15 protein-coding genes and 2 pseudogenes are annotated in these 13344 nt (G+C 58.3%); 7 read left to right on the top strand and 10 right to left on the bottom strand.

Features of this window, described 5'->3' with window-relative positions; genetic code table 11:
- Positions 1-54 precede the first annotated feature (54 nt).
- From ACIPIN_RS23675 to soxR, 5 genes and pseudogenes are all read right to left on the bottom strand, one after another.
- Positions 55-882, bottom strand: coding sequence for a class I SAM-dependent methyltransferase (locus ACIPIN_RS23675; RefSeq protein WP_401122844.1), 828 nt, complete (start codon positions 880-882; stop codon positions 55-57).
- A gap of 124 nt (positions 883-1006) precedes the next feature.
- Positions 1007-1204: pseudogene (locus tag ACIPIN_RS23680) on the bottom strand (metal ABC transporter substrate-binding protein); the annotation flags it as partial.
- Positions 1200-1313: pseudogene (locus tag ACIPIN_RS23685) on the bottom strand (metal ABC transporter permease); the annotation flags it as partial. The pseudogenes ACIPIN_RS23685 and ACIPIN_RS23680, both read right to left, overlap by 5 nt.
- Before the next feature lie 278 nt (positions 1314-1591).
- On the bottom strand, positions 1592-2050 hold the full coding sequence (locus ACIPIN_RS23690; protein ID WP_401122847.1) for a VOC family protein: 459 nt from the start codon (positions 2048-2050) through the stop codon (positions 1592-1594).
- Positions 2051-2259: 209 nt separating this feature from the next.
- Positions 2260-2718 (bottom strand): redox-sensitive transcriptional activator SoxR, encoded by a 459-nt coding sequence (gene soxR, locus ACIPIN_RS23695; protein WP_401122850.1) that lies wholly within the window; start codon positions 2716-2718, stop codon positions 2260-2262.
- Between the two features lie 92 nt (positions 2719-2810).
- Between soxR and ACIPIN_RS23700 the strand changes: the two genes are divergently transcribed.
- From ACIPIN_RS23700 to ACIPIN_RS23720, 5 genes are all read left to right on the top strand, one after another.
- Positions 2811-3176: an antibiotic biosynthesis monooxygenase gene (locus tag ACIPIN_RS23700; RefSeq protein ID WP_401122853.1), complete on the top strand. Its 366-nt coding sequence runs from the start codon at positions 2811-2813 to the stop codon at positions 3174-3176.
- A gap of 111 nt (positions 3177-3287) precedes the next feature.
- Positions 3288-3557 (top strand): hypothetical protein, encoded by a 270-nt coding sequence (locus ACIPIN_RS23705; protein ID WP_401122856.1) that lies wholly within the window; start codon positions 3288-3290, stop codon positions 3555-3557.
- 97 nt (positions 3558-3654) lie between these two features.
- Positions 3655-4269: a LysE family translocator gene (locus ACIPIN_RS23710; protein ID WP_401122859.1), complete on the top strand. Its 615-nt coding sequence runs from the start codon at positions 3655-3657 to the stop codon at positions 4267-4269.
- A 195-nt stretch (positions 4270-4464) separates the two neighbouring features.
- Positions 4465-5634, top strand: coding sequence for a cysteine desulfurase family protein (locus ACIPIN_RS23715; protein ID WP_401122862.1), 1170 nt, complete (start codon positions 4465-4467; stop codon positions 5632-5634).
- 58 nt (positions 5635-5692) lie between these two features.
- Positions 5693-7501 (top strand): aminopeptidase P family protein, encoded by a 1809-nt coding sequence (locus tag ACIPIN_RS23720; RefSeq protein WP_401122864.1) that lies wholly within the window; start codon positions 5693-5695, stop codon positions 7499-7501.
- Positions 7502-7516: 15 nt separating this feature from the next.
- Here ACIPIN_RS23720 and ACIPIN_RS23725 read toward each other — a convergent pair whose 3' ends face one another.
- Positions 7517-8431 carry a LysR family transcriptional regulator gene (locus tag ACIPIN_RS23725; RefSeq protein WP_401122866.1) on the bottom strand — a complete coding sequence of 305 codons (915 nt, stop codon included), beginning with the start codon at positions 8429-8431 and terminating at the stop codon, positions 7517-7519.
- 114 nt (positions 8432-8545) lie between these two features.
- On the opposite strand from ACIPIN_RS23725, the gene ACIPIN_RS23730 reads away from it, so the two are divergent.
- Entirely contained in the window at positions 8546-9544 is a 999-nt protein-coding gene (locus ACIPIN_RS23730; RefSeq protein WP_401122868.1) for a zinc-dependent alcohol dehydrogenase family protein, read from the top strand.
- Here ACIPIN_RS23730 and ACIPIN_RS23735 read toward each other — a convergent pair.
- Positions 9541-10131: a 2-hydroxychromene-2-carboxylate isomerase gene (locus ACIPIN_RS23735; protein ID WP_401122871.1), complete on the bottom strand. Its 591-nt coding sequence runs from the start codon at positions 10129-10131 to the stop codon at positions 9541-9543. The genes ACIPIN_RS23730 and ACIPIN_RS23735 overlap by 4 nt on opposite strands.
- A gap of 36 nt (positions 10132-10167) precedes the next feature.
- Positions 10168-10908, bottom strand: a complete 741-nt coding sequence (locus ACIPIN_RS23740; protein ID WP_401122874.1) for an SDR family oxidoreductase — start codon at positions 10906-10908, stop codon at positions 10168-10170.
- A 91-nt stretch (positions 10909-10999) separates the two neighbouring features.
- Here ACIPIN_RS23740 and ACIPIN_RS23745 point away from each other — a divergent pair, with 91 nt between their 5' ends.
- A complete protein-coding gene (locus tag ACIPIN_RS23745) occupies positions 11000-11569 on the top strand; it encodes a TetR/AcrR family transcriptional regulator (protein ID WP_401122877.1) in 570 nt (189 codons plus the stop codon).
- A 12-nt stretch (positions 11570-11581) separates the two neighbouring features.
- On the opposite strand, the gene ACIPIN_RS23750 is transcribed toward ACIPIN_RS23745, so the two are convergent.
- Complete coding sequence (locus tag ACIPIN_RS23750) at positions 11582-11863, bottom strand: hypothetical protein (RefSeq protein WP_401122879.1); 282 nt, start codon at positions 11861-11863, stop codon at positions 11582-11584.
- 169 nt (positions 11864-12032) lie between these two features.
- On the bottom strand, positions 12033-12920 hold the full coding sequence (gene rhtA, locus ACIPIN_RS23755; RefSeq protein ID WP_401122882.1) for a threonine/homoserine exporter RhtA: 888 nt from the start codon (positions 12918-12920) through the stop codon (positions 12033-12035).
- Positions 12921-13344: the final 424 nt, after the last annotated feature.

Raw genomic sequence — 13344 nt, forward strand, 5'->3', positions numbered from 1 at the left:
AGCCCGTTGAACCTTGCATTCAACGGGCTTTATTACGCCTGCACAGTACCGTTCTCAGCCCCAGCGCTTCACCGCCTGCAAGGTGTAACTCAGCGGCAGACGCCACGGGGCTTCCTTCAGGCGGTATTCGCCGTTGTCATCGCAGACCATCTGACCGGGCAAGGCGTCCCAGGGAATGCTTTGATGTTCCACCAACCCGGTGATTTCCAGTCCGTGGGTCAGTAACGCCGTGATGATTTCGCCCAGACCGTGGTTCCATACATGCGTGACCGAGGCCTTGAGCGACACATCGGTTTCGACATAGGTACTGTCGTCATCCCAGACCAAAGGTTCTTCGCGCTCGAAATACGCGAGCTCAACGGACAAGGCATCTTCGCGATCTTCGTTGATCGACCACAACATCGGGTGACCCTCGCGGATGAACAAGCGCCCACCCGGCTTGAGCAAATCACTGATCGTGCGTGCCCAGGCGTCGATACTCGGCAGCCAGCACAAGGCGCCGATGCCGGTGTACACCAGATCGAACGAGGCGGCTGGCAACACTGAAGCGGCGTGGTAAACCTCGGATTCGACATACTCGATTCGGGCGCCACTGCGCTCGGCTAATGCACGCGCCTGGACAATGGCGGCGGGCGAGAAGTCGAGCCCGCTCATCTGTGCGCCAAGCCGGGCCAGCGAGAGGGTGTCGGTGCCGATGTGGCATTGCAGATGCACGCCGCGCAGGCCCGAGATATCCCCCAGCAACGGCACGTCGAAGCGCACGACGTCGGAGAGGTAACGGGCGTCGTCGATAAAGGCCTGAATCGCGTATTCCGTTGAGGCGGCATGCAACGGGGCGCGCTCGTCCCAGTTGGCTTTGTTCAGCTTGATGTAGTCACTCATGGTGAAGACCTGTTCCTTGTCTGTCCGTAGGGTGCGTTGGGCAGACTAGCACCGGGGCGCTCAGGTTTTCTTGAGGTTTTTTGTAAGCGCGGACGGTAGCGTCCGCGGCTTCAGAGAGGAGGGCTCAGGACTTCTGATGGAGTGCGTCGAGCACTTGGTTGATGTTGTTTGAAAGCTCGGCCAGCGGATCGGCGCCGTCGGTTTGTAGCACCAACAACTGACTGCCGGCAGCCTGAATGGTGGCTTTCGCCGCATCGGATGACTGACGATGATGTAGCACCACAGCAACCTCATTGTCCTTGAGCGTGGTGCCCAGTTGTTGCCAGCACCACGAACTGATAGTCGAGGGTTTTCAACGCGACGCCGCGCACGGCCGCCAGTTGCGGGTTGAAGCTGGCCAGCATGATGCGGTTGTACAGCGGCAGGCTCAGGCCCATCACCCGCGAACCGACGATGGTCCGCGGTTCGGCCTTCTTGAAAGTCGAGCCGTGGCTTTTGCTTGCGCGGCCTGCTGCATCTAATTAAGACGAATGAGAATCGAAAATCCCGAAGGGATAAATGAAATAAAATGTTTCTTATGTGTATTCAGGGGAATTTTGAATGGAGCGCGTGCCTGTAGGAGCTGCCGCAGGCTGCGATCTTTGCGGCGGACACGCCGATGTCAAAGATCAAAGATCGCAGCCTGCGGCAGCTCCTACGGGGGGAGGGGTTATTGCGGTTTGAACATCTCCTTCGCCCGCTGCTCTATCTGCGCCTGAGTCAGGTTTTCCTTGCGTGTCGACAGGAACCACACATGGCCGAAGGGGTCCTTCAAGGTGCCCGAGCGGTCGCCGTAGAACTGATCTTTCACCTCCGAAACCACTGTGCCGCCTGCCTTGATCGCCTGGGCGTAGCGTTTGTCCACATCTTCAACATACAGATGCAGGCCTACGGACGGCGATTTGTCGGGGTTGCTCAGCGGACCTTGATCGCACGGTGTACCGAGCATGATGGGGCAGTCGCCAATGCGCAGTTCGGCATGGCCGATGCCACCGTCGGGCATCGTCAGGCGCATGACTTCCGTGGCGCCAAAGGCTTTTTTGTAAAAGTCGATCGCCTCGGCGGCTTTCTGGATTCCCAAGTAGGGCGTGATGCTGTGATAACCCTCGGGAATGGGTTTAACGCTCATGACCGTTCTCCATTTTTTGTTGGGGGGATGTAGCCAATCCTTCGCCGATTTCCGGTCGATTGACTATAGGCCAGCCCCAACAAGGCAACCGAGTGGCCGACGGGTTGCAGCATCGCCACTGTTCAGCCATCAACCGTCAACCAGCAGTTTGTTTCGATAGTTCATTCAGATGGTCTGATCCCCACACAGAGGTAGGAACGATCATTTGGTCATTTCGACGGCTCCAACAACTGCGCCCCTGACCCTTGCTCACCCAGCACATCCCCGTAATTGCGCAACGGGCACGCCTCCATCGACAGGCACCCGCAGCCAATGCAGCCGTTGAGTTTGTCGCGCATCAGGGTCAGCTGTTTGATCCGTTCATCGAGGTCGTTGCTCCACTGTGCGGACAAGCGCTTCCAGTCAGCGGCCGTCGGGGAGCGGTGGTCAGGCAGCGACTTCAGCGCTTCGCCAATTTCCGCCAACGGAATGCCCAAGCGTTGGGCAACCTTGATCAGCGCTACCCGACGCAGCACTTCTCGCGGGTAACGCCGCTGATTGCCCTGATTGCGATTGCTTTTGATCAGCCCCTTGGACTCATAAAAATGCAGGGCAGTGACCGCCACGCCGCTGCGCTCGGCCAGTTGGCCAACGCTCAGCTCTTTGTGCAGGTTTTCTTTGCTGATCATTTCAATCACCGCTTGACCTCTAGTTAACTGAAGGTTTTATCCTGCTGAGCTTCAAATCGCAAGATTCGGCTTACACGCCAGGGGGAGTCCTCATGCAGTCGATAGAGAGCAATCGCAGTTTCACCCAACTGATCGAATTCGAGATCGAACCTCAGCAGCAGCCGGGGCTGGTCTCAGCCTTGTCCGCACAAACCGAGCGTCTGGCTCAGCGTTACCAGGGGTTTCTCAGCGCCAGCGTACAGGTCAGCGAAGATGGTCGGCGGGTGCTCAATTACCTGCAATGGCAATCACGCGAGGCCGGCGAGGCGGCGTTCCAGAGTTTCGAGACCGGCGAGCAGGACTTCTGGCAACTGATCCGCACCTATCGGGCCAAAGGCGTCACCTTCGACTCTTACCAGGTGCTGCGCAGCATCGAGCGCAGCCCGGACAATGCCTTGCAATGCAGCCTGGTGAGCTGAACGGTTTTTGCCGAGGTCGATAGCGACTATCGAGAGCGATGATTTTTGTCGCTCAAGGGGCGGGAGTAGCCTGTGTCCATTGCTCAAGACCCGCTCGCAGGAAGCCTCCCCATGAACCATTTATTCGCCACATCCTTGTTGTTGGTTGCCTCGGTGCTCGCCGGCTGCGCCAGTCATCCTTCCCCGGAATTGCGTCCGTACACCGCCGAAGAGACCCGGGAACTGGCACTGGAAGCCTTGAATCGTCGCGGTTTGTCGTTTGATGAATACCAGGCCAAAAAAGCCGAATTGCTCGGCCAGCCGCAGAAAACTTTCGGTTTTGACCAGCATGGCGAGATGAACGCCGAGCGCGCTGTGCCTCTTCACGGCCACGCCAGCTAAGCGACTGTACTGCTCGAAGTTTCACGTAACTGTCCGTGGGTTTCACGCGTGGGCTGCGATAGGGTCAATACCTGACCGACCTTGATGGAATCGCCCCATGACACTCTCGCTGGATTTACTGCTGGGTTTTGCCCTGTTCGCTCTGGTGACCTCGATCACCCCGGGCCCAAACAACACGATGTTGCTGGCCTCGGGCGTCAATTTCGGTTTCAACCGTTCCATCCCGCACATGCTCGGCATCACCTGCGGCTTCTTCATTCTTGTGCTCGCCGTCGGTTTTGGCCTGGGTGCGGTGTTTCAAACCTATCCCGTGCTTTACAGCGTGCTGCGCTATGTCGGCGCGGCCTATCTGCTGTATCTGGCGTGGAAAATCGCCCATTCAGGTCCCGTCTCCGAAGCCGAACAAAGTCACGCCAAGCCCATCAGCTACTGGAGTGCGGCAGCGTTTCAGTGGGTCAACCCCAAAGCCTGGATCATGGCGATTGGCGCCATCAGTACCTACACGCCGCTGCAGGGCTATTTCACCAATGTGATCGTCATCGCTGCAGTGTTCGCCATCATCAACCTGCCGAGCGTCAGTGTCTGGGCAGCTTGCGGCAGTCTGTTGCGCAATGTCCTGCGTGATCGGCGCTGGTTGCGGGTATTCAATTGGGGCATGGCTTTGCTGTTGGTGGCTTCGCTGTATCCGATGCTGCATGAGAGCTTTAGCTGACTTGCGCTTCAACCCGGTGTCCGATGCCTGTTAAGCTCGACTTCAGGAGCGTTCCTACGCACTTTGAAATGAAGTCGTACTTCTTTAACGGCATCCGATCAGGTATTGCTGATTTCCCGCAGTTTGTACACCACCTCCAGTGCGGCGCTTTCAGCAAATACACCTGATCCCGGAACAAGCTCTGCGAGTCTTTTTATGAATAAGCGTCCTTTGTATTTTGATTACGCCGCCACCACGCCGGTGGATGAGCGAGTCATTCAGGTCATGGTCGACTGTCTGGGGTTCAGCGGTAACTTCGGCAATCCGGCCTCCAGTTCCCACGCTTTCGGCCAGCAAGCCAAGCGTTCGGTCGAGCAGGCACGCCAGCAAGTCGCCGATCTGGTGGGCGCGCAAGCGCAGCAGATCGTCTGGACTTCCGGCGCCACCGAATCCAACAACCTCGCCCTCAAAGGCGTGGCCCAGGCCCGCGGCCAGTCCGGCGGCCACATTATCACCAGCCAAATCGAGCACAAGGCAATCCTCGATACCGCCAGGCAATTGCAGGACGCCGGGGTCGCCGTCACTTATCTGCTGCCGGACGCCGAAGGCCTGATCACTGCGCAAGCGGTTAGCGAGGCACTGCGCGAAGACACCTTTCTGGTGTCGTTGATGCTGGTCAACAACGAACTCGGTACCGTCAACGACATCCCGGCCATCGGTCAGCGAGTGCGTGAGCATGGCGCGTTGTTTCACGTTGACGCCGCACAGGGCGCGGGCAAGGTAGCGATTGATCTGGCTCAATGGCCGGTGGACCTGATGTCGTTTTCCGCGCACAAGATCTACGGTCCCAAGGGGATCGGCGCGCTCTATGTCGGCCCGCGTGCCCAGCAGCGCTTGCAGGCGCAGATCCATGGCGGCGGACACGAAGGCGGTTTACGCTCCGGGACCCTGGCCACGCATCAGATCGCAGCCATGGGGGCAGCCTTTGCGTTGGCGGCGGAACACTTTGCTGAAGAGGCGGCCACTATCGCCCGGCTGCGCGAGCGCTTGCTTGAGCAACTCAGCGGCATTATCGGTCTACGCTTGAACGGCAGCCCGACCCAACGCATTCCCCATACCCTGAGCCTGACCTTCAGCGAGGGCGAGTTCAATTCCCAGGCCTTGAGTGCTTCGATCGCCTTTTCGGCGACGTCAGCCTGCAACTCCGCGAGCAATGCGCCGTCCCATGTGCTGCTGGCGCTGGGGCACGATGCTTGGACAGCAGGACGGACCATTCGCTTGAGTCTCGGGCGTTACACCACCGAGCAGGACATTGATCAGGCCGCACAATTGATCAAAGCAGCAACCGCCAGTGCACCGGCGTTCTGGGCTACCGCCCAACCCTGATGCGCAGACCAAAAGTCAGCGCCCTATAACAAAATAAAAGTGGTTAGCAGGAGACATGATGAGTACGCAGCCTTTGACCCACGGAACGGTTCCCCAGCGCCTGGCGCACACCCGCGAGCTGATGAGCCGGGAGGGCATCCACGCTCTGCTGGTGCCGTCGGCCGACCCGCATTTGTCGGAATACCTGCCAGGTTACTGGCAGGGGCGTCAGTGGTTGTCGGGCTTTCATGGCTCGGTCGGCACGTTGATCGTCACCCAGAATTTCGCTGGCGTTTGGGCCGATAGTCGCTACTGGGAACAGGCGACCAAGGAGCTCAAGGGCAGCGGCATCGAGTTGGTGAAACTGCAACCCGGCCAACCCGGCCCGTTGGATTGGTTGGCTGAACAAACTCCGGAGGGTGGTGTGGTTGCGGTCGACGGCGCGGTCATGGCCGTGGCGTCGGCACGTTCACTGAGCAGCAAACTTGAGGAGCGTGGCGCACGGCTGCGTACCGATATCGATCTGTTGAGCGAAGTCTGGAGCGATCGCCCAAGCCTGCCGAATCAACCGATCTATCAACACTTGCCGCCACAGGCCACCGTCAGCCGTGGCGAGAAACTTGCCAAGCTGCGTGAAAGCCTGAAAGCACGTGGCGCCGATTGGCACTTCATTGCCACCCTCGACGACATCGCCTGGCTGTTCAACCTGCGCGGCGGCGATGTGTCGTTCAACCCGGTGTTCGTGTCCTTCGCCCTGATTGGCCAGCAGCAGGCAACCTTGTTTGTCGCGCTGAGCAAGGTCGATGCGCCATTGCGCGCGATCCTCGAGCAGGACGGCGTCACCCTGCGCGACTACAGCGAAGTGGCCTCGGCGCTGGCTGCCGTGCCAAACGGCGCCAGCCTGCAAATCGATCCGGCGCGGGTGACTGCCGGTTTGCTGGATAACCTTGGCAGTGGCGTGAAGCTGATTGAAGGTCTGAACCCGACAACGCTGGCCAAGTCGCAGAAAAGCCTTGCCGATGCCGAGCACATTCGTCAGGCGATGGAGCAGGACGGTGCGGCGCTGTGCGAGTTTTTCACTTGGCTGGACAGCGTACTCGGCCGTGAACGCATCACCGAACTGACCATCGACGAACACCTGACCGCCGCCCGTACCCGGCGTCCGGGTTATGTGTCGCTGAGCTTCAACACCATCGCTGCATTCAACGCCAACGGCGCGATGCCGCACTACCACGCTACCGAAGAAGAACACGCGGTGATCGAAGGCGACGGCCTGTTGTTGATCGACTCCGGCGGCCAGTACCTGGGCGGCACCACCGACATTACGCGGATGGTGCCGGTGGGTACGCCGACCTCCGAGCAGAAACGCGACTGCACGCGCGTGCTCAAGGGCGTGATTGCCTTGTCCCGTGCGCAGTTCCCGCGTGGCATTCTCTCGCCGTTGCTCGACTCCATCGCGCGTGCGCCGATCTGGGCGGAGAGTGTCGACTATGGCCACGGCACCGGGCATGGCGTCGGTTACTTCCTGAACGTTCACGAAGGCCCGCAAGTCATTGCCTATCAAGCTGCGCCGGCGCCACAAACCGCGATGCAGCCAGGGATGATCACCTCGATCGAGCCGGGCACTTACCGTCCGGGTCGCTGGGGTGTGCGAATCGAGAACCTGGTGTTGAACCGCGAGGCGGGCAGCAGCGAGTTTGGTGAGTTCCTCAAGTTCGAAACCTTGACCTTGTGCCCGATCGACACCCGTTGCCTGGAGCCTTCATTACTGACCCAGGATGAGCGCAAGTGGCTCAACGCTTATCACGCGCAGGTGCGTGAACGTTTGAGCCCGTTGCTCGACGGTGCTGCGCTGGTGTGGTTGAACACCCGAACCGCCGCTATTTGAGTCGGTGCTGCGCCGTCAGTCTTCGGGCGGCGGCGCAAGCTCTGGCGCATGGGCGAGTGCTTCGCTCATGTAATCGACGAATGCCTTGACCCTGGCCGACTGGCGACGATTGGCCGGGGACACGGCATGGATCGGCAGCGCTTGTGCGCGGTAATCCTGCAAGATCGCGGTCACCCGACCGGCCTTCAAATCCTCGCTGAACAACCACACCGGCGACAGCGCAATGCCTAGCCCGCCCAACACCATCTCGCGTATGGCCTCAGAACTGTTGCTCTGGGCGTTGCCTTTGATTCGCACGTTGTGGCGCTGAGCGTTTTTTTCGTAGATCCACTGATTCTGGCTGCTCAACAGGTTGAACAGCAGACAGTTATGTTGGCTCAGTTCTTCCGGTGTTTGCGGTCGGCCACGGCGAGCCAGATAGTCGGGACTGGCGACGGTCACTCGATGGGTGATGCCAATCTGCCGGGCTATCAGACCGCTATCGCTCAACTCGCCAATGCGAAGCGTGACGTCCAAGCCTTCGCTGACCAGGTCCTGATTCTGATCGCTGAGCTGTAAATCGATGTCTACGTGTGGATAGCGCTCAAGGAAGTCCGGCAGCCGTGCGGCAATCTGCAAGCGCCCGAAGCTGACGGAGGAGCCAACCCGCAAAGGCCCGGCGACCGCTTCCCGCCCGGACTGAAAACTGTGTTCGGCGGCGTCGACTGCCGCAAGAATCTGACGACATTCGTTGTAGTAACGCAGGCCTTCGTCGGTCAGCGAAAGCTGGCGGGTACTGCGGGCAATCAGCTTGCCGCCGAGCTCGGTTTCCAGCGCCCGGAGGATTTTGCTGATGGTCGGTTGGCTGGTCTGCAGTTCCCGAGCGACGGCGGAGAAACTGCCGCGCTCGACCACACGCACGAAAACCGCCATTGCATTGAGTTTGTCCAAGAGCTACCTCATTGATGCCAATCGGGCATAGTCACTATAGCTATATAGCGTCTTATCGGCATGAATTGACGGGTGGATGATCAACGTAACTCTCCACTGACATGAGATTGCGAAATGACTGACTCACTTGAAATGCTCGCCCTGATCGTCGACTCGGCCAATGCACCGTTTCGTTTGGCCTCTATCCCAAAGCCGGTGCCTGAAGCGGGGCAGGTGTTGGTCAGAATTATCGCCAGCGGGGTGAATCCCTTGGATGGGAAAATCCGTGCCGGGCAAGCGGCTCACGCACGTCAGCCATTGCCGGCGGTGTTGGGGATCGATCTGGCGGGGATTGTCGAGACGCTCGGTGCCGGGGTCAGTGATTGGCGGGTCGGCGATGAGGTGTATGGCATGGCGACCGGGATTGGCGGTCAGCAGGGTTCACTGGCGCAATTCGCCGCCGTTGATGCGCGGCTGCTGGCGCGCAAACCGGCGAATTTGAGCATGACTGAGGCCGCAGCGCTGCCGTTGGTACTGATTACTGCGTGGGAAGGGTTAGTGGATCGCGCCCAGGTTCAGCCTGGCCACAAGGTGTTGATTCACGGTGGTGCCGGCGGTGTCGGGCATGTGGCGGTGCAGTTGGCGCGGGCATTCGGTGCCGAGGTATTCGCCACGGGGGCGGCCGGGCAGCAGGCGATTATCGAAAGCTTCGGCGCGACCTTTATCGACTATCGCCTGCAGTCGGTTGAACAGTATGTAGAACAACATACGGCAGGGGAGGGGTTCGATATTGTTTACGATACGGTCGGCGGCGAAACGCTGGATGCGTCGTTCAAGGCTGTACGCACTTATCAGGGGCACGTGGTGAGTTGTCTCGGTTGGGGGCAGCACAGTCTGGCGCCATTGTCGTTTCGAGCGGCGAATTATTCCGGCGTATTCACGTTGCTGCCCTTGCTGACGGGCAAAGGTCGCGAGCATCACGGACAGATTCTCGGTGAGGCCGTGAAGCTGATTGAAGCAGGGTTGTTGAAGCCTTTGCTCGATCCTCGGCGGTTCACGCTGCAAACCGCCGAGGCAGCTTATGACCTGCAAGCCTCGGGTAAGGCGCAGGGCAGACTGGCTATCGAGATCTAACTCAAGGCTTCACGGACAAAGTCCAGGCGATCCTGGCCGAAGAACATTTCGTTGTCGACAAACATGCTCGGCGCACCGAACACACCGCGTTGGATCGCTTGCTCGGTTTTGTCCTTGAGTGCGGCTTTGACTTCCTCATCGGCGGTCAAGGTCAGCACTTCATCAGGGTCAAAGCCATGTTCGATCAGCACCGCCGCGACGGTCGTCGGGTCGTTGAGGTTGCGACCATCAACCCAGAGCGCACGGAACAGGCAGTCGATAAAGTCGAGGAAGCGTTCAGGGTGCCGCAGTTGGATGCCAGTGACGGCGCGCATCAACAAAAGGGTATTGATGGGGAAGTACGGATTGAGCTGGAATGGAACACCGTAGCGCTTGGCGTAACGATCCAGGTCCAGGAACATGTAATGACCCTTGGCCGGGATCGTCGCTGGTGAGGCGTTGCCGGTGGCTTTGAATACGCCACCCAGCAACATTGGTTGGTAGATGAGTTGGCTCCCGCTTTGCTCACAGATTTTCGGCAACTGGGTATAGGCCAGGTAAGTGGCAGGGCTGCCGAGGTCGAAGAAGAACTCTACGCGTTTGCTCATGTTCGATGCGCTCTGATTATTGTTATAGGGGAGGGCTTACCAGCGTTCGCTCCAGGGCCGCAGATCCAGTTCGAAGGTCCAGGCATCGCGTGGCTGACTGTGCAGATACCAGTAGTTCTCGGCGATGTGTTCGGGGTCGAGAATCCCGTCCTGATCCTTGAGTGCATACTTTTCCGGGAAACTGTCGCGAATGAAGTCGGTATCGATCGCGCCATCGACCACGACATGAGCAACATGGATGTTCATCGGGCCAAGTTCCCGCGCCATGCTTTGGGCCAGGGCACGGATGCCATGCTTGGCGCCAGCGAACGCCGCAAAACCAGCAGCACCGCGCATGCCGGCAGTAGCCCCGGTGAACAGGATGGTGCCGCGTTGTCGGGTCGCCATGCGCTTGGCCACTTCACGAGCGTTGAGAAATCCAGAGAAACAGGCCATTTCCCAGATCTTGAAATACTTGCGTGCGGTTTCTTCAAGAATGCTGCACGGCACATTGGCGCCGATGTTGAAGACAAAGGCCTCGATCGGGCCGATCCGGCTTTCGATCTGTTCAACCAGCGCAATGACATCCTCTTCCTTGCGTGCATCACACGCAAAGCCGTGAGCTTCACCGCCACTATCCTGGATGGCGTCAACCAATGGCTGCAACTTGTCTGCGCTGCGACGAGTGACGCAGGCAACAAACCCTTCTTGCGCGAAACGCTTGGCAATGGCCCCGCCGGTGGCATCGCCAGCACCGACAACCAGTACGACTTTCTTGTTATTGATAGCTGTGGTCATAGTTATCGCTCTTTGGTAAACGGTCGTTAACCAAACGAACGTTATGCTACGATCCTGAAGACGTCAAGGCGATAGGTTCTCGGGGGAAGCGATGCGTTACTCAGCCAGTCACAAGTTGGAAACCAGGCAGAAACTGCTTGAAAGCAGCTCGGTGTCAGCCAAGAAAGAGGGTTTTTGCACGGTCGGTGTTGACGGCTTGATGAAAGCCATAGGGCTCAGTGGCGGCGCGTTTTACAGCCACTTTTCCTCGAAAGATGAACTCTTCAGTTCGATCGTCGAGCGTGAGCTGTGTCAGAGCCTTGAGCGATTGAGCTGCAATGGCGAGCTGAGTCGAGCCAGGCTGGAGCGTTGTCTCAAGCATTACCTGAGCATGGCGCATGTCGAGCACCCCGAGTCCGGGTGTGCGCTGCCGGCACTCGGTGCAGAGATCGCTCGCTCGGACATCGCGGTACGCCGGCAAGCTGAGCAGTGGATCTGCCGGTTACAGGAGAGTTGGGCACGCATACTGGAGAGTGACAGCCTGGCCTGGGCCATTCTGTCGCAGTGCATTGGCGCGTTGGTGGTTGCGCGAATGTTGGTGAATCCAGATGTCCAGCGCAGCGTATTGCAATCCAGCTATGAAGAAATCGGGCGCCAGATTGCTGCTCAAGGTGCTGACTAAGGCAGCGTCAGGCTATTTGCAGATAACGATCATGCTACGGCTGGTATAGCCGGCGGGGTTGATGCCAAACGGATAGTCACCCGGGTCTTCCACCGCGTCTCCGGATTTTGCAAGCACCTTGTAGCCTTTTGGGCCACATGAGTCGGCTGCACTGGTGTAGCACTTGTCCCAGGAAGACGAGAGGCCCGAGCAGTTGATGTGCAGACCTGTTTTCCCGCGCTTGACCTCTGTCTTGGAGGTCGCAGCGCAACCGGTGATGGTCAGTACAACAAGCAATACCAAAAATCGTTTCATTCCCATCCCTATTGCGGTCTCGGGTCTGGCGCCCGAGTCTGGCAGCATGCGCTTTCGCTTTTTATCGTTGGTGATATCCCTGTCTGAATAGAATCCATGTCTGGCATTGAGTTGCGGCTAAACATGGCTTAATTGAGCGGCAAATACCAGACCTTCGTAAAAGCGTGTATCAATCTACTGCCACCAAGGGCTTGGACTCGCTGCGCATGGTCATGGTCGCGCCTACAGATGCCAGAATGATGCAAATGATGGCCATCCACTGTGCCAGGGACAGATATTCGTGCAGAAACAGCAGCCCGGATAATGCGCCGAACGCGGGTTCGATACTCATCAGCGTGCCGAAGGTGCGTGCTGGCATTCGGGTGAGGGCGACCATCTCAAGCGTGTACGGAAGGGCAGTGGACAGAATGGCAACACCGATCGCAATGGGAATCAGCGAAGGTGTGAGCAATGCCGCCCCGGCATGGACGATACCAATAGGCGCGACGAAGAGTGCTGCAATCATCACGCCTAACGCGGCGGTCTGGACACCGTTGTCTGCGCCGGCCTTCTGACCAAACAAAATGTACAGCGCCCAACATACTCCGGCGCCCAACGCATAACCGGCACCTATCAGGTCAATGCTCGCGTTTGCAGCGTCTGTAGGTATCAGCAGCAACAAACCGACGATGGCCAGACCGATCCACAGAAAATCGATCGCCTTGCGTGAGGCATAGATTGCCACTGCCAAGGGGCCCGTGAACTCCAGTGCGACGGCAATTCCGAGCGGGACGCTTCTCAGCGACATATAGAAGAGGAAGTTCATGCCGCCCAGCGCCATGCCGTAGACGATGACGGTACGTAACGACTTGGCGGTGAGCTTGGCCTTCCAGGGACGCAATAGCAGCAACATGATCACGCTGGCGAAAATCAGTCGCAGGGTAGTCGTCCCCTGCGCACCCACTATCGGGAACATGCTTTTTGCCAGGGAGGCTCCAGACTGGATCGACGCCATGGCTATTAATAGCAGGCCAACCGGGAACAGAGTCGATGCAAGGCTGCGGGGTTGGTCATTCATTGCGTGGCGTCGTCCGAAGTAAGAGGCGAGAGAGTGTACGTGTGACACATCATGCTTAACTAATAGATATTGAGCAATATACTGCGCATTCTTTGTGGTGTTGCTTATATATAGGCCGTATCGAGTGCCGTTTTTCGATTTCTGATAGAAAAGCTGAATTAGGTGTTGACGGCAGATTCTGGAAGTCTATAATTCGCCCCACTTCTGGCGCAGTCGAAACGGAAAACTCCTTGGTAAACAAAGAGTTATGCGGTTTTCGGCAGCGGTTGCGCTTCAGTTCATCGAAGCCCGAAGGAGTTGGTAAGGCAGTGTGTTTTCGCCTTATTAACGGTTCGATCTTCTCGGTCGAAAGCGGAGAAAAAGAGGTGTTGACAGCAGCGAGTAACGCTGTAGAATTCGCCTCCCGCTAACGAGAGATCGGAAG

This window comes from Pseudomonas sp. NPDC087697 (genome assembly GCF_044743155.1).
GTDB lineage: Bacteria > Pseudomonadota > Gammaproteobacteria > Pseudomonadales > Pseudomonadaceae > Aquipseudomonas.